Origin of the sequence: Paenibacillus sp. URB8-2 (assembly GCF_013393385.1) — a bacterium.
Lineage (GTDB): Bacteria > Bacillota > Bacilli > Paenibacillales > Paenibacillaceae > Paenibacillus_AQ.
In genome coordinates this window covers 1,561,952-1,583,393 of sequence record NZ_AP023239.1, presented here as the reverse complement: position 1 = coordinate 1,583,393, position 21,442 = coordinate 1,561,952, and the positions used below count along the sequence as shown (strand labels likewise).

The following is a 21,442-nucleotide window of genomic DNA, read 5'->3' as shown; positions in this document are numbered from 1 at the left end:
GACCACATTTATTGCTTCACCGCTCCCGACGTCAGGCCGGCGATAATCCGGCGCTGGAACAGCAGGACGAGCAGCACCACCGGAACCGTTACCGTCACGGTTGCCGCCGATATTTCTCCCCAAGGAAACGTAAACTCCCCCTGGAACATGGCAATACCGACGGGCACCGTCATCATCGACTGCTTCGTATTGATTGTCAGCGCGAACAGGAACTCATGCCACGCGTCCACAAACACGATAATGGCCGTCGTGAACAGCCCGGGCGACACGAGCGGCAGCAGCACCCGGCCAAAAATGCCCAGCAAGGAAGCACCGTCCACTTTGGCCGCCTCCTCTAGCTCGACCGGAATCTGCTTGAAGAACGTAGTCATGTACCATATCGCAATCGGCAGGGCATAGGTTGTATAGGGAATGACCAGCCCGGCGTACGTGTTGCGCAAACCGATGGATTGCATAAACAAAAACAGCGGCGACAATGTGGCGATTTGCGGCAGCATGGATACGGCGAGCAGAATGCCGAGAAAAAAGGTTTTTCCAAAAAAGTACAGCCGGGCCACCGCATACGATGCAAAGGCCGCGATACTGATAGAAAGAAACATCGTCAGCACACCGACCGTAAAGCTGTTCAGCAGATATCTGCCGAAAGGATGGTTCGTAAACACGGAAATGTAGTTCTGGAGCGTGTACTCCGGGACCTTAATACTGAACGCGTACTCTCCGTATAAATACAGGGGAGCTTTTAATGAAGCGAGCAGTACCCACAGAAACGGAAAAATCACAATTCCAATAAACGCGGCAATGGCGATATAAAACAGCAGACCTCTCTTTTGATTCATGCTCCCCCTCCTTAACTTGCGCGCCGGCCGACAACATCGGCTCCAAGCCATTTGACATAGACCATGCTGATCAATAGCACGCAAACAAATACAATGACGGAAAGCGCCGAGCCTTTGCCGAAATCGAGTTCACTGAACATCGTTTTGTACGCGTAGATGGAGATCGATTCCGTTGAATTCGCAGGGCCGCCGCCGGTAAGCACATAGATCAGATCAAACACGCGGAAGGCATCCAGCGTACGGAACATCAGCGCGACGAAAAATGCGGGCTTCAGCAGCGGCACGGTTACATGCACAAACTGCTTCCACCTGCCGCCTCCATCTACCCAGGCGGCTTCATACAGGGAAGCGGGAATGTTCTGAAGACCGGCAAGCAGCAGCAGAGCCACGAAAGGGGCCGTCTTCCAGACATCGGCCATTATGACCGAACCCATGACCTGGGAGCCGGAAGACAGAAGGGTTCCCATATCCGAAATCAGCCCGGCTTCGTATAACAGCTTCGCGACAATGCCGTTCTGCCCGTCGTACAGATAATGCCAGATCATGGCTGATACGGCGGTCGGCGTAGCCCAGGGTATGAGCACCGCCGCACGCACCAGCCCGCGCCCCCGAAAGGTCCGGTTCATCAGCAGCGCAATCAGAAGTCCCAGCAGCATCTCCAGCGCCACGGCAAACACGGTAAACAACAGGGTGTTGCCCAGCGACTCCCACAGCCGCCGGCCCGACATCAAGTCTTTATAATGCGATAAACCGACAAAATTGGGAGCCTGGAACGTATCGAGCACGGCATTGGTCAGCCCAATAACTTCATCCGGGCGTTCCAAGGACCCGGCGACCTTTAGTCCGGCAAGCTCCTTTCGAATCTCTTGAAGCTCTGCCTTGAGCCGCTCGGCCTTCGCATTATCCACCGGGATGAACCGCAGCTCTTGCGGGACCGGTGAAAAAGCATCCAGCAGCCCGTTCACCTTGGTGAGCCTCTCCTGAAACGCCGGGTCATCCTCAAGCCCGCCGCCGACTTCATCCAATTTCTTCTCGACAGCGGACAGGACGGACAATGCGCCGCCTCCGGCATTTCCGGCTTCCCGCTTCACTGCCCGGAGCAAACCTGGAAACCGGTCGGCATACTGCTCGACATTCATCGAATACGAGTAGTGGATGGCATTGCGTGTCGGATCGCCCAGCCGGAGATCAAACAGGCTGATCCAGAAGGAACGGAGCAGCGGCCAGAGCGCAACTGCAGCAATAATCAGCACAGCGGGCAGGATCATGGCATATGCCGCTCGCCCTTCTTTCCATTTGCTTTTTTTCTTAAGCGGCATAGTATGGACTCCCCTTTATTCGAGTTCAGTAAGAAGAAACGGCTTCGCCGTCCTCTGGAAGAGGAAGGCATCCGTTTCTCGTAAAAATATCAGGTTAAGGATAAGCGCGAAGCTTATACTTTCTGCCCTGAAAATAAAGTTGCTCCAGAACACTAAAAGTGTGCATACGAAAACAAACCCCAGATTGTATATTTTTTTGAATCAGCTGTCAGGCCGTTTGTTCCGTCAGATTCACTTGGTAGCCTAAGGATTCTAATCGTTTGATGGAACGGTTCATCACCATGTCGCGGTTTCGTTGATCGAAATAATCAAATCCCAGTTCTTTATATTCTTGTTTTCGCGTTAACAAGATATAAACGATCGTCAGGATGCTATGTCCGACAGCCACTGCTGCCCTGTTTTTTCCTCGCCTGCCTGCGATCCGGTGATATTGGGCCGACAGGTAGGTATTCTTTTTTCGTCCCGCGGCCCGTGCCGCTTCCACCAGCGCACTTCGCAGTTTTTTGTTCCCTTTTCGGGTCTTCGCTGACCGCTTTTTCCCGGCACTTTCATCGTGACCTGGAGTCATTCCTGCCCAGGAACATAAATGTCCCGGACTTGGAAACCGTGTCATGTCGGTCCCGATTTCCGCCAGAATTTGTTCGGCGGTTCGCTTACCGACGCCGGGAATGGTATCCACAACTTCAGGTCCTCTGCGAAAGGGGTCATTCGGCGTTCCACTTCTTCATCCAGTTCGGTGATTAACTCGTTCAATTGGTCGATATGCGACAGCTGTTTTTCCAGCATGAGCAGCTGATGCGGCCCCAAGCTACCTTCAAGCGCCAGTTTTAATTGTTCTTTCTTGGCCTTCAGCTTCTTTTGCGCGAAGTCAGCCAGGATCGATGGATCACTTTCTCCCTGAATCATCGCTTCCAGCATGTTCCGTCCAGATACGCCCAGCACATTGGAGGCCACCGACGAGAGTTTGATATTTCCACCTTCCAGTACCTTTTGCAGTCGGTTTACTTCCCGGGCTCGTTCTTCGATGATGCTTCGCCGGTAGCGAATAATTTCCCGTAGCTCACGCTGCTCCCGACCCGGAATATAGCTCCCTTGCACCAGTCCATGCCGGAGTAGCTTGGCAATCCATTCCGCATCCTTTACATCCGTTTTTCGCCCAGGCACCGCTTTGATATGCTGAGCGTTCACGACGATCGGCTTGACGTCTTCCAGTTCAAGCAGGTTATAAATCGGTTTCCAGTAATCCCCGGTACTCTCCATCGCGACATGGCTGCACCGCTCGCTTTTGATCCAATCCACCAGATCGACCAGTCGTCTGGTCAGGGTTTCAAAACTTCGAATCTCCTTTCCTTTCGGGGTGATGATACATGCGGTGATGCTTTTCTTGTGCACATCCAATCCACAGCAACGTTCAATCAGGATTTCCATGCTTTGCTTCTCCTGCCTGCTGGCGCTAATTAAGGCTGGTGCAAAGACCAATACTAAGGTTATTCTGCCCTGCGTGCTTCCCGAATGGGAGCAACAATCTGTGATGCACCGGGTCGATGGGGTCCGTCTGATATCCGGGTTCGTGACACCAAGAAAGTACGACCTACCTTCGCCAGCCCAGTAACCAGTATCGCCCATATTTTCATTATTCAGTGGTGCCGCGCAGCGGCATGGGAGTCTGATATTTCAAGAAGAAACGCCTGACGGCGTCTTTATAAGACGCAAGTACGTTTCTCGTAGAAATATAAGCCAAAATGTTAAGCCGCCGGCTTATACAGTCTTATATTTTCAAAAACGAGTGAGAGCCGTAAATACGGCTCTTCACCCGCCTTATTGGACTTGATTGACGCTTATTGAGAAACAGCGGCTTTAATTTGCGTTTCCAAATTAGCCAGGGCCTGCTCAGCGGTCTGCTGACCGGCGATGGCCTTGGAGACCTCGACTTGAATCAGCCCGGAGATTTTGGCGTATTGCGGTGTAATGGTACGCGGAACCGCGCTGCCAAGACCGTTCACGAAATCGCGGCTTGCAAACAACGGGCTTGCCTTCTGCACTTCCGGATCTTCGAACAGCTTCAGGTAGGTCGGCGTTTGCGTATTGTTGATAGCCACAATCTTTTCTCCTTGCTCGCTGATCAGGAATTTCAGGAATTCCCAAGCTTCCTTCGGATGCTTGGAGTATTTGCTGATGGCGCCCAGCCAACCGCCAAGCGCCGCCGCGGAACGGGCGTCTCCGGCAGGAAGAGGAGCAATGCCTACTTTACCGACAACTTTGGATACTTTGGTGTCGTTGGCCTGTGCGTACAAGGCCGGCCAATGCCGGGCGAATACGGCGTCGCCTTCGATGAAAGCAGTCAAGGTTTCTTTTTCGGTGAAGGTGTTCAGGTTGGAAGGAACCGCCTTCGAGGTTTGGATCTCGATCAGCTTCTTCAGTCCCTTCAGGGCTTCCGGGCTGTTCACGACAACGTTGCCCTGATCGTCAATGATTTGACCGCCATAAGCGTTAACCAGTTCGGTAAACCCGACGGCCAGTCCCTCATACTGCTTGCCTTGAGTTACGAATCCGTACTTCGTTCCGCCTTTGCCTTTCAGTTCCTCCGCCTGCTTCAGGAGCTCGTCCCAGGTCGTCGGAACCTTCTTCACCAGATCGGTGCGGTAGTAGAGCAGCCCCGCATTGTTGTATCTCGGGAACGCCCACTGCTGGCCGTTGTAATATCCGGCTTGAATACCGCCCTTCAAGTATTCGTTCGTATCAATACCATCCTGCTCAATATACCGGTCCAGCGGCAGCAGGAACCCGGCTTGGGCGAATTCGGCCGGCCACGTCACATCCAGGTTGACGACATCAATCTCGGAGGATTGGCCGCTCAGAATCGTCAGAAGCTGGTCATGCATTTGCGAGGAATCATTCGGGAACTCGCGGACCTCGACATCGATGTCCGGATGCTGCGCTTCAAAGGCTTCCACCAGTTTTTTGGTGCCATCGGTCTGGTCTGCGCCCTGGCTGAAGACGATCTTCACTTTTTCGCCCGCTGCCGGGGCGGCGGTAGCTGCCGCTGAAGCCCCCGCGGAAGGAGCCGCACTGGATTCTCCGCTTGCGCTGCCCGATCCTGAGGCATTGTTGCCGGAGTTACCGCACCCCGCGAGGAGTACCCCGGTCATAATCAGTGCCATACTTAATTTCGCTGCTTTTGTTCTCATTGTTTAAATCCTCCTCTGGAATCTGATTAAAAGATTACAATTATTACAAAATAGAAAAGCTTTTCAGCTTGGCCAACCGATTACTCCTTATCCGTCTCTTTACTCCACAGCAGCCGCATCTACTTGATAACGGCCTGCTGCGTACAGTCAATTACGGAATTCCGTTCGATAATTCGGTGGGGCACGCAGGTTCGCAGTTCCTCGATAGGCTCCCCATTGATCACTTTCAGAAGCTTGTCCACCGCCAAATACCCGATGTTGTACAGAGGCTGGGCTACCGTCGTCAGCCGGGGAAAGCTCATGCCCGCCATCCGCGTGTCGTCAAAACCGATAACCGAGATTTCGTCCGGAACCCGGATCTGATTCTCGTGCAAATAAGAAATGGCGGCTAAAGCCCGTTCATCGCTGGAGGCAAACACAGCAGTCATTTCCGGATATTTGCCGTGAAGACGTTTCATCGCTTCATAGCTGTCCTCAAAATGATATTTCCCGAATTCCACACAGACCGATTCGTCAAATTGAAGTTGATGATCCCTTAATGCCCGAAGAAAGCCCTGAATCCGCGGATAACCGGAGATCGGATCGTTCGGCGGACCGCTGATCATACCGATTCGGGTATGCCCCCGTTTAATCAGATACACGGTCGCGTCATAGGCTGCCTGCTCATCGTCAACCCTTACGGAAGGAATCTCATAATCCGGACTGTGGGTAGCCGCAAGCACCACCGGAAAATCGAGCGTGTCAAACATCTCGTAACTGTCACGGGGAAGCGGCTCGCTTGTCCAAATCACGCCGTCAATCTGCTTCTCATACAGCACCTTCAGAATGGAATTTCTGCGCACGGTGCTTGTATCCGTGTTGCAAATAATCAGATTGTAATCCGACTGGTTGGCTGCATCCTCCATGCCTCTGAGCACGGCGGGATAAAAAAGATTAGATATATCCGGAATCAAAACTCCCAGAGTCCCGGTCCGCTTATGTATAAGCCCTCGCGCCAATGCGTTCGGCGAATAGTGCAGCTCGCGGATGGCTTCAAGCACCCTCTGACGTTTCCTGGGAACAACCAATTCGGGATTATTCATTACTCTGGATACCGTGCTGATGGATACGCCGGAGAGTCGTGCCACATCTTTGATCGTTGCTTTCATGTCTATCACCTTTCACCGGACGCTTTTTCCACTGAAAAGCTTTTCAGTTTCCTGTTCAAGTTATTCCGTTTTGTATACCAACTTGCGGCGAAATTCTCCTTCACTCCTTTCAATGGATAGAAAAAGGCCTACTTGGCTCTTTGATAGAGTGCGGTAGGCCGTTGGTTTGTCCAGTGGGCGCTTAGGGTATGAAATTAAAACTTTCATTGGAGAAAATATATCACGATAAATCCAATGGGTCAAGTATGAATTATTGATAATCCGGAAAAATAAAAACGCAGCTATGCATCCTTGGACACATCTCCGCGTTAATCGTTCCACTATATTGGGGAATCTCCCCACTCTTCATTACTCGCATGAGGCGGTAACGGATTCTTTATTCAGGGAGGACAGGATCGTTTTGGAGTCCGGCATATGATCAAGAACGTCCCGGATATACGGCTTGTCTTCAACATTCAACGAATAGTAAACCCATTGTCCGCGTTTCTTCTCCTTAACCATGCCTTTACTTTTCAGCTTTCTTAAATGCTGGCTGACGGCGGGCTGGGAAATGTCGAAGATGCTGACAAATTCGCACACGCACCATTCCCGCTCTTTTAAAAGGGAAAGCATTGCTAAGCGGGTTCTGTCGCCCAGAAGCTTCAGATCATCTGCAATATTCGTAAAAATCTCCATACCGAATCCTCCTTCCCGTACGTTTATGAAGCTAATGGTTATATTCTAAAGAGATTATTTTATAAGATCAAGCACACCCCGCCGAGCTTTTCACGAAGACAATTCTTTAAATCGCTTGGCATCATTACAAAAGACATAGAAAAAGCCTGAACCAACCGGTTTAGGCTTTTTGTCTGCCACTGCGCGCGATGCCGCTCATGGCCCATTTTATTAATTTGCCAAAGCTTCTTCCGTTATCCGTCTGATGTCTACAGGGGAAATGGTTTCTTCATTTACAAGATCCGGCAGGATGCGTTCGAGAAAATAGCCGACACAGTGCAGCGGGATGTCCTTGATCTTCATCAAGGCGCTGCGGTACATCGTAATAAATTCCTTCTCCGTATTGCCCTTTTGCAGCTCGGCGAACGCCTCGTACACCTGGTCCAGCTTGTCGGCGACTTCAAGAATGCGCCCTTCCACCGACTCGTCCTTGCCCTCACGCAGCTGGTTGTAGAAGATGCTTTTGAATTCGGACGGGATGTGTTCTTCGATAAAATGATGTACCATCCCCTCCTCCACCTGCTGAATCAGCGTCCGAAGCTGCGGGGAGGAATGCTTAACCGGCGTTTTGATGTCGCCAATAAAGATTTCGCCATAATCATGGCTGCTCGTAATCTCGTAAAGCTTCTTCCAGTCGATCTTCACGCCGTGCTGCTCCTCGATATCTGCCAGTGTCTTGGCGTACTGCACCACCTTCCACGAGTGGGCCGCCACACTGTGTTCCTCGAATTTGAACTTCCCCGGACAGCGGATAATCCGTTCAAGCCCGCCCAGAGACCGGAAATATGCATGAATACCCATAGGTTCAGCCACCCTTATTTTTTCATAGAAGGTCTTGTTTCTACTATAAAAAACTTATGTTAAGGGCGTATTAAAACAAATCTCTCAATGCCATCCTTTAAACCGTCTTCGTCATTGCTTAAAGTGACCTTGTCGGCAATCCGTTTTACTTCCTCCGGCGCGTTCCCCATTGCAATTCCCACTCCCGCGTAGAGGATCATGTCAATGTCGTTATAATTGTCTCCGATCGCCATCAATTCCCGGTTGGAGATATGAAACACCTCTTCCAGCTCACGGATCGCATATGATTTGGACACCATTTCGTCCATGATTTCCAGGTAGGTATCTTTGGATTTGTAAATGCTGATGCCCGGAATCACACTTTGCAGGGTTCGCTCCAGCCGGTTAATCTCCTCCGGACTTCCCATACATAATATTTTGTGAATCTCATGATCTTCTTCAATATAAGCAGACAGCTCGCGCTCTATCGGATCGACCTTAATAATCTCCTGCTCCTGAATAACCCACGGGTCGAAGCGGTCGCCGACGATCCAATGGTCGTAGCTGTACAGACTGATGCTGATGCCCGGAAAGCCCGTACCCACGATGTGAAGCATGGCTCTTACGCTGTTATTGTTCAGTCCGATGCTGTGAAGGGTTTCTCTGCCGCCATGGGCATCGCTTCCTCCGAGAACGAGAGCGCCGCTGTAACAAATGACGGGCTCATTGATTTCAAGCTCCTGCTGCAGGGAAAGAATACCGCTCGGCATCCGGGCCGAAACGAGGACAAACGGAATATCCCGTTGCTTCACCTCCTGTATAACGGTTTTGGTGTCCGGCGTAATCTGGTGCCGCGAATTCAGCAGGGTTCCGTCAATATCGCTGAAAATAGCTTTGATCATGGCACATCGCTCCTTGACAATTTTGGTTACTCTTCCCTGGCCGTCTGGATGATCTCGATCCCGCTTTCGCGCATGACAGGCAGCAGCTTCTCCGGCGGATTCTCGTCGGTGATCAACATATTGATGTCCGAGAATTCCATGCCCCTGAATGAAGCGGTAAGATTAAATTTTTGGTTGTCCGCCAGCACAAACACTTTCCCGGCGCGCCCCGCTACAAGCTTTTTGACCAGCGCGTCTTCCCGGTTCGCAAAATATATCCCGTCCTCCATAATCGCCGCCGCCCCCAAAAAGACCTTGTCAAAGTAAATCTCGTTCAACTGCAATGCTTGAGTCTCGTCGTAAAAAAACCGGTTGTCATGGTTAAACTTTCCTCCGAGCAGTTGAAGATCGACGTCCGTTTTGCCCGCCAGAACCTCCGCGTTATCCAGCGAGTGGGTATACACCGTGATCTTTTCCCGAACCTGCGCGCACAGCTCCCGGACCGTGGTGGAGACATCCATGAAGCAGACCTCCCCTTTGGCGATGTAGCCGTTAGCCGTCTGGGCAATTCGAAGCTTCTCTGTGGAAGCGGAGGCCGCACGATCCTTGTAGGCTTTAATTTCTTCTTTGAAAAATGGCAAAGCGATTCCGCCATGCGTCCGGATGGCAGCGCCTTCCTCCACCAGCTTGATAATGTCTCTTCTCGCCGTATCTCTGGAGATGTCCAGCAGCTCGCAAACGTCCGCATTGGACAATTGGGCATGGGTCTTCAGTTGATCCAAAATTTTCAGCAGGCGTTCCTCCTGGTAAATGGAAAACTCCTCCCCTCTCCTCACCATTATAAGCATTATTAAGCGATTTGTTAAGTGTTTTTAAGTATTTTTTTAAATGAAAAAGCGATCTGCCCGGATGCACCGGAACAAATCGCTTAAAAAGGGGAGCGGGGAAGCCCCTGTATAATGATCTTAGGTATATGAAGGTTGCTCCGGAACGAGTTCCACATATTCCGCAATCAAGCCGTCCGGGTGTTTGACAAGCATAATCCAGCTTCTCGGGGTCCGCTTCGCTTCCGTTAAACAGACTGCTCCATGCTGCTGCAAATAAACGGCCGCTTCCTGGATTGAATCAACTAAAAAGGTTGCACTTGCAGACTCATATAGCCGTCTGGACTCCGCATCTCCTGCAATAATGACCGTACGGGCAATCATCGCCAGTTCTAAGTTTAATTCCTCATAAAACACGCGAGCTTTACACTTTTCCTGATACAAATCTTCATAGAAGTGAATGGTTTGATCCAGGGCATCTCTTTCAACAAATACTCGAATTAATGTATCTAACACCTTCATGAACAACACCGCTTTCTTTTATTATTTTAGGTATCTACTAATCTTAAAGTTGACGCGCTTGATGGTAGACATATTGCAGCCACTTTTCTCTTCGCTGGATACTGCTGCCCTTCATTCCCGCAAACATCATTCTCTTCACAGAACGAATGCCGCAAAACTTCAGGATGGAAGTCTTGATTACTTTCCATTCGGTGCTTCCTCTTAAAAGCCTCACAAACCAGGAAGGGGAGTCGATCGTATAAATAACCCATGCAGATTTTCCCGCCAACAATCCCTTAGGCATCAATCCTTCATATATGTAGGCAAAGCCGGATACGAACACTCTGTCAAAAAAACCTTTTAAGATCGCAGGTGTACCATACCACCAGACAGGGTATACAAAGATAAAATGATCTGCTTGTTTCACAAGAGTACGATAACGTTCCGTCTCGGGATCGTTCTTTAAATCTCTTCTCTTGGAGGTCTCGTCGAACTTCAGGACGGGATTAAATTGTTCTTGATACAAATCAATAATAGTGAATGTATGGCCTTTCTCTTTTAGTCCTTGCTTTACTTTTTCCAGGGTGGCGTGATTGAAGCTTGCCGGATTGGGTGCGCATAGATGATCAGTACGTTCATTTAAAACTCTCCTTCGCATTAGAAAATAAATGACATGTCATTTAATAGGGTAAAAAGAAACGTCTGCCCCATTCTATTAGCAGCTTAAGCTTCCGAAGTAGCGATACGAGTATCGCTTTTAGGTACCGTTTCTCGCAGATTCTTCCGGCACAATGTCAGCGATTAAGGCTCGTACCCGCGTCTTTTGAGAGTGTCCGCCAAAGACTGCCCCTTTAAAAAACGAAACAACAAAGAATTAATGGTCTCAAGCTCCTCTTCGGAATAGAGCTGCATGAGTTGTTCGTATAGCCCCTGCTCGATGCCATCGACTAGTTTGGCTTTCTCCAATCCCTGAGTTGTGAGTTGAAGGATTACATACCGCGAATCTTTCGGATCAACTACTTTTTCAACAAGACCGTCCGCACACATTCGTTCCAGAAGCCGTGAAGGACTGCCGGACTCACAGATCAATAAATGCCCAAGATCTTTCAGAGAAAGGGTCTTCCACTCATCCAATATTCGTAGAACTTCTGCTTGCGAAGCGGTTAACCCGATTTCCTTCAGTAAGTTATTGAGCAGCCTGTTTCCCTGCCGCTGTACGGCCAGTATTTCGTAGCGAAAGGTCTCAGCTTTGGAATACTTATTCCTATCCATCTAAAAATCACCTTTGATCAATTATTTGTAGAACTAGATGATGTATCATTTGATTTCATTATAGATGATGTATCATCTAATATCAAGTGTAAAAAAGCGACCTGCCCGGATGCACCGAAAACAGATCGCCTTATAAGGGAACGGATCATGCGGAAAATAAAGTTTTACTTTCCGGCCAGCTTGAAACCGTATTTGACGAACACCTCTCCGGCCTCCTGTGTAAACAAGTAATCGTAGAAGACTTCCGCTTGCTCCGGATGCGCGCTTTCCGCCAGAACCGCCGCCGGATAATCAATCGGATCGTGAGCGGAAGGGTCGACCTGCATGGCGACCTTCACCTTTGGCTCCCCGGCCGCGTCGCTGCCATACACCAGGCCCGCTTCCACATTGCCTGACGCCACGTAGGTCAGAACCTGACGGACATCCTTGGCAAAGACGATTTTGGGCAGCAGCGTGTCCCAGAGGCCCGCATGTTGAAGAAATTGCTGCGCGTACATGCCGGCCGGTACCGATTCGGGTTGTCCGACCGCAATCTTCGCGAAGCCGGAGCCGGTTAAATCTTCGGCGGTAACAGCCGACGCCGCCGAGTCGGCGGGAACGACCAGCACCAGGTCATTCGTGAGCAGGGTCCTGGTCAGGCCGGGATTCGTCAGCTGCTTGTCCGCAAGGGCGTTCATCTGTTTGGCACCCGCTGAGATGAACAGGTCTGCGGGAGCGCCCTGCTCGATCTGCTGCTGAAGCGAGCCCGAAGACGCCAGGTTCAGACGCACGGCAATATCGGGATGCGCAGCCTGAAATTTCGGAACCAGTTCTTTTAAAGCATCGCTCAAGCTTTCAGCCGCCGATACCAGCAGCTCCGTCTGTTCGGCCGCGGAATCTGCCGGCTCGCCTGGAGATGCAGATGCCGAATTCGATGAAGCGGCTGCGGGACTTGAGGTTGCGTAAGCGTTGCCCTGCGGCGAATTCCTGGCACAGCCAGCGATAACGAGCAGACACAGGGACAACAGTAACACATAGACGATCCAACGGGGCTTACACTTGACGGCCATCCTGCTTCATCCTTCCGAGGTCAAAATAACTTTGGTCAAGTATACAACGAAACGGAAGCTTGCTGGAAGAGTCAAAAATGAACGGAGGCCGCTCCTTCCCGTACCTCAACTGCAAAAAGGAAGGCCATTATCAGCCCTCCCTTGTATATTGCAATAACGAATAGCTATGCTTCAGTTGGCTCATAAAGCGGCATTTTCCCTTGCCAGGCAGTAAATGCCGTGTGCGGGATTTCCCTCGCAAATAGACACAAGCCGGGAAATTCCGGCCATTTCAAAGAGAGAGCTCAGATTCCGCCGGAGCGCCGAAGCGTTGAATACACCGCCGGACAAATAGATGGGAAGTTCACCGCCGAGCCGCCCCAGCGCCGCAAAGGTCAGCCGGAACAGATGCCCTGCCGCCTCTTCCATTATCCGGCACGCGGCGGGGTCTCCCCGCTCGGCCAGTTCATTCACCGCCGGAACGAGCAGGGCGAGATCCTTGTCGGTTATTTCTCCAGAGTAGAATCCGGCCAGAAGCCCGCTTTCCTCTTTAAAATCCAGCACTGAGGCGACCAGTAGTTCCAAAGCCGTTGCGGCTGAAATGCCGGACCGCGCTTTAAGAACTTCCTTGACGGCTTCCAGGCCGATCCAGTAGCCGCTGCCCTCGTCTCCCAGATGATGTCCCCAGCCGCCAAGACGCGCCGAGCTTCCCGCCGCATTCTTCCCATAAGCAACCGTGCCGCCGCCGCTGATGACGACGATCCCCGGCTTGCCGTCCGTTACGGCCCGCCAGTTACCCAAGTAGTCGGGCACCACCAGCAGCCCGGCCATGGTAAAGCTCCGGCCGCTCATCCCGCGTTCAATCGTCTTTGGAATGATGGACACATCTCCGTGATAGCCGCTAAGGCTGAAGCATACAGAGACCGGTTCGACCAGCTTCATCCCGTTCAGTTCTTCGCACAGCCCCGCAGCAATACGGCAGTAGCTGTCCAAGCCTCCGGGCCGGGCATAGTGGATAACCGGCTCGGTCTTCCAGTTCCGGATTAGCCCGCCGTTCCCGTCGAACAGGTCAATCGAGGTCTTCGTCTGGCCTCCGTCAACGCAGACAATCAGCATCGCGATCACTTCCTGTGCCGTGATTTTGCAATAATCCCGTATACCCTTTGGTAATGGCTACCGTATCGGTGATCGCCGTTCCGACAACGACGAAGTATGCGCCGGCTTCCACGGCCGCGAGGGCCTGCTCCGGCGAGGAGACATGTCCTTCGCAAATCGTCCGTATGCCGGCATCGGCCAGCGCCTTGACCAGCTCGATATCCGGCGTCAGCCGGTCCATGCTGATATCCGTATATCCGGATAGCGTGGTTCCTACATAATCAGCCCCAAGCTCCCAGGCCCGGACGCCTTCCTCGTATGTGGAAACGTCCGCCATGACCGGCGTATTCAGCTCTTCTCTGATCTCCCGGATCAGTTCTTTCAGCGCTTCCTTGTCCGGTTGATTCTGAAAGGTCGCTTCCAGCGCAACAATATCCGCTCCAGCTTCCACGATGTCCTTGGCGTGTTCGAATGTTGGCGTAATAAAGAAACGATGGCCGTGTTGAAGCACTTTATTGATCCCGATAACGGGAACGTTTACATTCTTCTTAATTTCTCTGATATGCTCGGGGCTATCCGCCCGGATTCCGACCGCCCCCCCCAGCTCGGCGCATTTAGCCAAAGCCGCGATGTGAAGCGGGTGATTTAACGGATGGTCAAAATGTGCCTGGCAGGATACGACGAGTCCGTGCTTCATGCTGTTGTCCATTGATTTTGCCACTCCTTTTAGTATAAGTTTTTACTGGTGGCCTTTGCCGTTTTTTGGATCGTTCCCACAGCGGTCTCGCCAAGCTCCTGCATCACATGCGCAAAAATAATATCCAGAATATAAAGCTGCGGAATCGTTGACGTAAAGGCGCTGCCTTCCGTCGGCTTCTCCCGTGACGAACTGAGCAGAACGACATCGGCGTATTTGGTGACCGGCGATTTGATGTGGCTCGTGATGCACACGACTCCGGCCTTGCCTTCCTCTTTGGCAATGCGGGCTATGTCCACCATATCCACCGTGCTCCCCGATACCGACAGCAATACGGCGACATCGCTTTCCGTCATCAAGGTGGCCTTTACGGGTCCGAGATGCCCATCCGTCACTGCTTCGACAGGCAGACCCGTGCGGATAAACCGGTATTTGGCGATTTCCGCCGTAAATCCCGAAGAGCCCACGCCGAAAAACACAATTTGCTTAGCGCGGAGCAGCATATTCACCGCCTCCCGGATCTGCTCTTCTTTCAGAAGGGAGGTCGTTTCATTGATAATATGAAGATTTTTTTGTCTGACCTGTTCGGTAATGCCATCTCCGATGGGATCTTTTTGCTGATCATGGCCAGAATCCAGTTCCTGGGCAAGGGCCAGTTTAAACTCCTGGAATCCCTTGTACCCGATATGCCGGCAGAACCGGAGCACCGATGTTTCCCCAACCTCCGCTTTTTCCGCGAGATCGGTTAGCGAATCGAAGATAATATTTTTGACTTCGCTGAGAACGACGTCGGCCACTTTCTTCTCGGCCTTAGTCAGCGTCGGATAAATGCTTCGGATAAACGCGATTACATTTCCGGTGGGTATAATTATTTTTTCCATCCCGGCAGTTCCTCCTCATTGCACCTGTTCAGCCCTTAACCGCACCCATGGACAATCCGCTGACCAGATAACGCTGGGCGAAAAAGGTGAACAGAAGCGGCGGCAGTATCGATAATACGGTAGCGGCTGAAATATCTCCCCATTTAATTCCCCAGCTCGTTATGAACATCGTCGAACCCAGGGTAACGGGAGTAGCCTTGTTAAGAGATATAATAACGGCAAATAAATAATCGTTCCATGAAAAAATGAACGCAAGTATGGCCACGGAGGCGATGCCCGGCGCCATCAGCGGAAGAATAATCTTCCACAGAATCTGGTACACGTTGCACCCGTCGATTTTGGCAGATTCTTCAATCTCATAGGGCAGCTCCTGCAAAAATCCTACCATTAAAATCAGCCCAAGCGGAATATTCAGGAAAATATTAATGAGGATCAAACCGGTGACCGTATCCAGCAGTCCCAAATATTGAAACATTAAATAGTAGGGAATGGCAAATACAATGGGCGGAAACAGTCTCAGCGCCATGGAAAGGGTCAGAAGCCTTCCGGAACTGAAGCCCAGCCTGATAACGGAATAGGCAGACGGCAGCGCGATCACGATCACAAAAAGACTGGTGAACACGGACAGCAGGATGCTGTTCTTAAAATAGCTTGTAAAATCATACCCCGCCGCGAACATCACATTTCGGTAATGCTCCAGCGTCGGAGCGAACGTAAACTTCGGAGGGAAAGAATTGATGTCGCCCGTCGTTTTCAAGCTGGTCAGCAGCGTGTTGAGCAAAGGGAGCAGCAGGAACACGGCGATTACACTGACGGCGACCGTTGTAATCCACGGCTTTCTTGCTTTCATGAGAGGATGGCCCTCCTTGTGCTTTATTTGGATAATCTCTTCACGAAGAACGGAATGAGCAGCAGCAGGAATACGGCGACAATGACGGAGGCTGAGGCCGCCTGCCCGATTTGGCCGGATTTGAACGCCGCTTCATAGATGTAGATGCTCGCCGTCTTCGTGACATTGCCGGGACCGCCGTTCGTCAGGACATAAATGACGTCGAACGTGCGGAACGCATCGATTCCCCGCAGAAACGCCGCGATAAAAAAGATAGGAGCAATAACGGGAAGAATGATCTGCAAAACGGTTCTCCAGTATGAAGCACCGTCCACCGAGGCCGCCTCATAGAGTCCCGGATCGACACCCTGCAGCCCGGAATAGATGATCAGAAACGTAAACGGGACCCACTGCATAATGTCCAGAACGATCATCAGCGGCACAACAAGATCGGGATCGAACAGGTTAACCTGGATATGCAGCAGGGATAAAAAATAGGTGGCGACGCCGTTGTTCTCATTCAGAATCAGGCGGAACATGATGCCCATCAGCGAGGGCGCGACCATAATCGGCAGCAGCACCATGCTCAGAAGCGGACGCTTCCCGGGAAACGACCGGTTAAACAGCAGCGCGAGCAAAAATCCGAAAACAAGCTCAAGAACCGTGGTGATCAGAGCAAACTCAAGAGTAAAGCCGATGGAGTGCCAAAAGTCGGCATCCCGCAAAATTTCCAGATAATTGCCGAACCCGGAAAAAGAGGACATCCCCTGGCCCATGGATACATCGTGAAGACTTAAGTAAATCGCATATCCCGCCGGGAATACAACCATGACAACCCAGAATAACAGCAGGGGAAACGACAGGACCCACTTTGCTGCCTTATCCGAATAGACCATCTCAACACCTCTTCTTAAAAAATAGGGTGAAGGGGAGAACCCCCCCCTTTACCGGCAGCAGCTTACTTGGACAAAGTCTCGCTTACATCGCTCTGCGCTTTCTCCAGCGCCTTACCGATGTCGTCCTTTCCTGCCCAGGCTCCACTCAAATCTTCGGCCAGCTTCAGCATGATTGGCTGGGTTTCGGCAATAATCGGTGTGGAATAACCGTATTTATCCACATGCTCCGCGATGAGCGGCAGTACCGGCTTCTTCTCGCCCAGACCGTTCAGCACTTCCGCAATCGGAGGAATCCCTCCTCCATCGGCATAGATCTGCATGGCGTCCTTCGTCGTCAAATAATTCATCCATTTCAGTGCTGCTTCCTTGTTCTTGGCGTATTTGTTCAGTCCCACCCCGAGTGCGTGAACATGTGTCTTGTGTTCACCCGGAATCGGCGCGACCGCAATTTTGCCCGCAATATTGGGAGAACGTGCCGGATCGTTCAATTCGTCATACGCCGCTCCCCATTGAACGGCAAAAGCCGCGTTGCCGGATTGCAGAGCCGCCTGGGTTTCAGGATATTCCGCAACGGTCGAGTTCGGGGACGTCATTTTACCGTTATAAATCGTCGAGTAGATACCCATCGCTTTCTTGGCCGCGTCCGAATTGAGCTGCGGCTTGCCGCTCTCGTCAAGCCAGGAACCGCCGCTCGACCACAGGAAGTCGTCCCAAATCATCACGTTGAAAATCAGGTTCTTCATTTGAAGCGCGGTTCCGTATTTCGTCGGGGAATCCGGATTGTACTCCTGGCTGAAGAACGCCGCAGCCGCAATAAAGTCATCCCATGTCCAGTCCTTGGGATCTTTGGGCTCAAGGGTTTGGCCCAGCACCTTTTGGCTGACTTCGCCATATTTGCTCTTCCAAGCGGAATCGCTCAGCAATTTATCGATCAGATCCTGGCGGTACAGCAGGAAATGATTGCTGACATCCATCGGGATCGCCAGGGTCTCGTTATTCATTCGCAGGGAGTCGACCGAGGATTTCAAATAACCGTCAGTATTCACCTTGCCGTCCAGGGCATCCAGACTTGGCGCATGCTGGCCAATGATATAGCTTGCGGTAAAGTACATATCCACTTCATCCGATTTGGAGCTCATCATGGCCGCTTCCTTCTCGTAAGTTCCGTCACGGCTCAGCAGCACCATTTCGACATTCACGCCGTCGGTCTTGCCCTGCCCGCTGTTATAGGCATCCACCACTTTCTGCATGGCGTCGCTCTCCGGTCCCGGCCAGTACACCATGGACACCTTGGATGTTCCCGATTGTCCGCTTCCGCCGGAAGCGCCGCCCGCATTGGTCGAGCTGTCCTGTTTCGAGCCGCAGCCCGCCAAAATGACGGTCAAAGACAATGCCAAAGTAACACAACGAGTTAATAAACCTTTCATCCAAATCCCCCCTTGATAAGCTTGTTCTTATAATATTCTATCGCAAAATAAAAGTAAACACTTTTTTTATTTACAAAATGGAGGATTACTCTTTTATTCAATTGAATTCTACTCCTTTTTAATGAAAATAGCATGGTTTCCAAGGATTTACGTGTCATATATAATCACATTAAGGTAAGGTCCTAAGGCTCATTCTACGGCAGCAAAAAAAGAGGAACGGATCTCTCCGTCCCTCTTCCTCGCTTCTTTATCCATCCTTAAATCGCGGCGCTGCTTACAAAGTCTTACCATGAAGCCGGTACACTCTGGCCTCGTACGGCTTCAGGTGGATCGTCCGGATGCTGCCGCATACAGGAGCCTCATAGTTCGACAGGAGCAGCTCGGTGGAGCTGTAACGAATGCCTTTAGGCAGGTGGAACAGCGCCTCTTCCGCGAACAGGTTGGTGATAATCAGCAACTGGTCATCCTCAAGCGTTCGGGTATATGCGTATATTTGCTTGTTCTTTGGCAGGATCAGATCATAGACGCCGTAGACGGCGACCGGGTTGCTTTTGCGTAGATGGATCATCTTCTTGTAATAATGGTAGATTGAATCGGGATTCGCAAGTTCGCTTTCCACATTGATTTCCTTGTAATTCGGGTTCACCTTCATCCATGGCGTCCCCTCCGTAAATCCCGCCTGCTCCCCGGCATTCCACTGCATCGGCGTTCGGGAGTTATCCCGGCCGTTGGTCCAGATCACGGGCATCAGATCTTCATGTTCCTTACCTTCTTCTCTTTCTAGCCGGTACCAATTCTTCATATGCACATCGTCATAATCGTCGATCGACTGAAATTGCACGTTCGTCATACCGATTTCCTGGCCTTGATAGATGAAGGGAGTGCCCTGCATCAGGAAATACATCGTCGCCAGCGCCTTGGCCGACTGCACCCGCAGCGGTCCATCATCGCCATAAGTGGAGACCGAGCGGGGCTTATCGTGGTTCTCCATGAAAAGGGCGTTCCAGCCGGTGCCTTCGAGCGCTTTCTGCCACTCGGTAAGCACCTTCTTGAAGGTGACCAGGTCGAACCCGCTCTCCAGGCTTTTATCCCAAAGATGCATATGATTGAACTGAAACACCATGTTGAACTTGCCTTTTTCCTTGCTGACCCACAGATCCGCGTCCCCCGCCGTGACCCCGCTCGCTTCGCCGACAGTCATGATGTCGTACTTGTCGAACGTTTCCTCTTTCAATTCCAGCAGAAAATCGTGAATCCCTTCGCGATTCATATGTCCGGCAAAGGCGCTCACATAGCGCAAGCCTTCCGGGTTCGGCAGGTCGGGAAATCCGGCCAGCTTCTTGATATGCGAGATGGCGTCGATACGGAAGCCGTCGATGCCTTTATCCAGCCACCAGTTGACCATTTCGTACAAATCCTGGCGCACATCGGGATTCTCCCAGTTGAGATCCGGCTGTCTTTTGGAGAATACATGCATGAAATACTGCTCCGTAATTATGTCATACTCCCAGATGGACCCGCCGAAGATGCTGTCCCAGTTGTTCGGCTCCGCACCGTCTTTCGGATCGGCCCATATATAGTAGTTCCGTTTCGGATTGTCTTTGCTGGACCGGGATTCAATGAACCACGGATGCTCGTCCGAGGTGTGGTTGATGACCAAATCCATGATAAGCTTCATCTCTCTGCGGTGAACCTCTTCCAGCAGCTCATCGAAATCCTCCATCGTGCCGAACTCGTCCATAATGTCATGATAATCCGAAATATCGTACCCGTTATCGTCATTGGGCGACTTGTAGATCGGGCAGATCCAGATCACGTCGATCCCTAAGTTTTTCAGATAATCCAGCTTGCCGATAACTCCCCGCAAATCGCCGACTCCATCTCCGTTGCCGTCCATAAAGCTCCGGGGGTATATTTGATAGGCCACCGCTTCTTTCCACCAGATTCTTTCCACTTCCGTCAGCTCCTCCAACCCTCTATAGGAAAAGTTTTTCCTTATTCGGAGTATAAAACAACTCTTTTTTCCTAGTCAAGTGGAATTGGCAGTTGGGTTTCGGCATGATATGATACAAATTAGGAAAATATTTTCCCATTCATCCATCTTAATATTCGGAGTTGTGATGCTCATGAAAGTAACGATTAACGATATCGCCAGAATGGCCGGAGTTTCGATCTCTACCGTTTCCCGGGTGATCAACAACAGCAAGCCGGTCAAAGAGGATGTGCGGATGCGGGTAATGGAAGCGATTAAGCGGACCAATTACCGTTCCGGCGCCTCCATAGACGACAGTGCCAAGACCGATTCCCAGCTAATCGGAGTCATTGCGCCGCAGTTCAGCCACACCGTGCTTAATGATATGGTGGCGGGCATCGGGTCGGTTTCCCGGTTGTACGGCTACGAGCTGCTCATCGGGCTGACGGACGGAACACTTGAAAGCGAGCTTGATCATTTAAAAAGATTTGGAGATATCCAGTCGCAGGGTATCATTTTTGTCGGCTCCATTCTGGAACGCAGGCATATTGAAACCATTGAAGCGGCACGAATCCCCTGCGTAGTGATCGGACAAATCTCCAATATTCCATCCATCCCTTCCGTCCATGTGGATAACGTCACCGCCTCTTACGAAGCCGTAACCCATCTCATTCAAAAAGGGCACACCCGCATCGCGATGATTCGCGGAACAGGCGATTCTGGCATTGGAAGCGACCGCTACCAGGGATTTCGGCAGGCGATGAGCGATGCGGGACTTCCGATCCGGGAAGACTGGGTTGTGGAGAGCGAGCTGTCCGTGGAAGACGGAATGAACGCCATGCGCAAGCTGGCGGAAACCGGCGACATGCCAAGCGCGGTATTCTGCTCAACGGACTGGATGGCGCTCGGAGCGATGAATTATTTGATGGACCACGGCATGCGCATACCCGAAGATGTAGCCGTATTCGGCTTTGACGGCAGCTATCTGTCGTCGATTATCCGCCCCAAGCTTTCGACGGTGGAGTATTCCGCAGCGGAAATCGGCATGACAGCCACCCGCAATCTCATCAAAATGATTAGAGGCGCCGCGGATATTCCGCAGCATTCCAACGTCACCCACTACCTGGCGATCCGCGAAAGCACGGACTGAGGAA

General features: G+C 51.4%; 19 protein-coding genes and 2 pseudogenes. 1 reads left to right on the top strand and 20 read right to left on the bottom strand.

What is annotated here, in order from left to right:
* Positions 1–8: 8 nt before the first annotated feature.
* The 20 genes and pseudogenes from PUR_RS07485 to PUR_RS07390 form a co-directional block, all read right to left on the bottom strand.
* Positions 9–836, bottom strand: coding sequence for a carbohydrate ABC transporter permease (locus tag PUR_RS07485; protein ID WP_179034697.1), 828 nt, complete (start codon positions 834–836; stop codon positions 9–11).
* Between the two features lie 11 nt (positions 837–847).
* The gene (locus tag PUR_RS07480) at positions 848–2,155 is read right to left on the bottom strand and encodes an ABC transporter permease subunit (RefSeq protein ID WP_179034696.1); all 1,308 of its coding nucleotides are present in this window, start codon (positions 2,153–2,155) and stop codon (positions 848–850) included.
* A 208-nt stretch (positions 2,156–2,363) separates the two neighbouring features.
* Positions 2,364–3,583: pseudogene (locus PUR_RS07475) on the bottom strand (IS110 family transposase).
* 410 nt (positions 3,584–3,993) lie between these two features.
* Positions 3,994–5,343 (bottom strand): ABC transporter substrate-binding protein, encoded by a 1,350-nt coding sequence (locus PUR_RS07470; protein ID WP_179034695.1) that lies wholly within the window; start codon positions 5,341–5,343, stop codon positions 3,994–3,996.
* 119 nt (positions 5,344–5,462) lie between these two features.
* Positions 5,463–6,491, bottom strand: a complete 1,029-nt coding sequence (locus PUR_RS07465) for a LacI family DNA-binding transcriptional regulator (protein WP_179034694.1) — start codon at positions 6,489–6,491, stop codon at positions 5,463–5,465.
* A gap of 348 nt (positions 6,492–6,839) precedes the next feature.
* On the bottom strand, positions 6,840–7,166 hold the full coding sequence (locus PUR_RS07460) for an ArsR/SmtB family transcription factor (protein WP_179034693.1): 327 nt from the start codon (positions 7,164–7,166) through the stop codon (positions 6,840–6,842).
* Positions 7,167–7,376: 210 nt separating this feature from the next.
* A complete protein-coding gene (locus PUR_RS07455; RefSeq protein WP_179034692.1) occupies positions 7,377–8,006 on the bottom strand; it encodes a YfbR-like 5'-deoxynucleotidase in 630 nt (209 codons plus the stop codon).
* Positions 8,007–8,065: 59 nt separating this feature from the next.
* Positions 8,066–8,887 (bottom strand): Cof-type HAD-IIB family hydrolase, encoded by an 822-nt coding sequence (locus PUR_RS07450; protein ID WP_179034691.1) that lies wholly within the window; start codon positions 8,885–8,887, stop codon positions 8,066–8,068.
* A gap of 26 nt (positions 8,888–8,913) precedes the next feature.
* Positions 8,914–9,705, bottom strand: a complete 792-nt coding sequence (locus PUR_RS07445; protein WP_232101754.1) for a DeoR/GlpR family DNA-binding transcription regulator — start codon at positions 9,703–9,705, stop codon at positions 8,914–8,916.
* 126 nt (positions 9,706–9,831) lie between these two features.
* Positions 9,832–10,212 carry a glyoxalase/bleomycin resistance/dioxygenase family protein gene (locus PUR_RS07440; RefSeq protein ID WP_179034690.1) on the bottom strand — a complete coding sequence of 127 codons (381 nt, stop codon included), beginning with the start codon at positions 10,210–10,212 and terminating at the stop codon, positions 9,832–9,834.
* A gap of 43 nt (positions 10,213–10,255) precedes the next feature.
* Positions 10,256–10,830, bottom strand: a pseudogene (locus PUR_RS07435) (NAD(P)H-dependent oxidoreductase).
* Positions 10,831–10,992: 162 nt separating this feature from the next.
* Positions 10,993–11,463: a MarR family winged helix-turn-helix transcriptional regulator gene (locus PUR_RS07430; protein ID WP_179034689.1), complete on the bottom strand. Its 471-nt coding sequence runs from the start codon at positions 11,461–11,463 to the stop codon at positions 10,993–10,995.
* A gap of 164 nt (positions 11,464–11,627) precedes the next feature.
* Positions 11,628–12,512 (bottom strand): molybdate ABC transporter substrate-binding protein, encoded by an 885-nt coding sequence (gene modA / locus PUR_RS07425; RefSeq protein ID WP_179034688.1) that lies wholly within the window; start codon positions 12,510–12,512, stop codon positions 11,628–11,630.
* 180 nt (positions 12,513–12,692) lie between these two features.
* The gene (locus tag PUR_RS07420) at positions 12,693–13,607 is read right to left on the bottom strand and encodes an N-acetylglucosamine kinase (RefSeq protein ID WP_179034687.1); all 915 of its coding nucleotides are present in this window, start codon (positions 13,605–13,607) and stop codon (positions 12,693–12,695) included.
* The gene (locus PUR_RS07415) at positions 13,588–14,295 is read right to left on the bottom strand and encodes an N-acetylmannosamine-6-phosphate 2-epimerase (RefSeq protein WP_179034686.1); all 708 of its coding nucleotides are present in this window, start codon (positions 14,293–14,295) and stop codon (positions 13,588–13,590) included. The genes PUR_RS07420 and PUR_RS07415 overlap by 20 nt, the downstream gene beginning before the upstream one ends.
* Positions 14,296–14,312: 17 nt before the next feature.
* Complete coding sequence (locus PUR_RS07410) at positions 14,313–15,164, bottom strand: MurR/RpiR family transcriptional regulator (RefSeq protein ID WP_179034685.1); 852 nt, start codon at positions 15,162–15,164, stop codon at positions 14,313–14,315.
* Positions 15,165–15,192: 28 nt separating this feature from the next.
* Positions 15,193–16,014, bottom strand: coding sequence for a carbohydrate ABC transporter permease (locus PUR_RS07405; protein WP_179034684.1), 822 nt, complete (start codon positions 16,012–16,014; stop codon positions 15,193–15,195).
* 23 nt (positions 16,015–16,037) lie between these two features.
* Positions 16,038–16,889 carry a carbohydrate ABC transporter permease gene (locus tag PUR_RS07400; protein ID WP_179034683.1) on the bottom strand — a complete coding sequence of 284 codons (852 nt, stop codon included), beginning with the start codon at positions 16,887–16,889 and terminating at the stop codon, positions 16,038–16,040.
* Between the two features lie 62 nt (positions 16,890–16,951).
* Entirely contained in the window at positions 16,952–18,316 is a 1,365-nt protein-coding gene (locus PUR_RS07395; protein ID WP_179034682.1) for an ABC transporter substrate-binding protein, read from the bottom strand.
* 274 nt (positions 18,317–18,590) lie between these two features.
* Positions 18,591–20,270, bottom strand: coding sequence for a glycoside hydrolase family 13 protein (locus PUR_RS07390; protein ID WP_179034681.1), 1,680 nt, complete (start codon positions 20,268–20,270; stop codon positions 18,591–18,593).
* A gap of 172 nt (positions 20,271–20,442) precedes the next feature.
* Here PUR_RS07390 and PUR_RS07385 point away from each other — a divergent pair, with 172 nt between their 5' ends.
* On the top strand, positions 20,443–21,438 hold the full coding sequence (locus PUR_RS07385; protein ID WP_179034680.1) for a LacI family DNA-binding transcriptional regulator: 996 nt from the start codon (positions 20,443–20,445) through the stop codon (positions 21,436–21,438).
* The last annotated feature ends 4 nt before the right edge of the window (positions 21,439–21,442 follow it).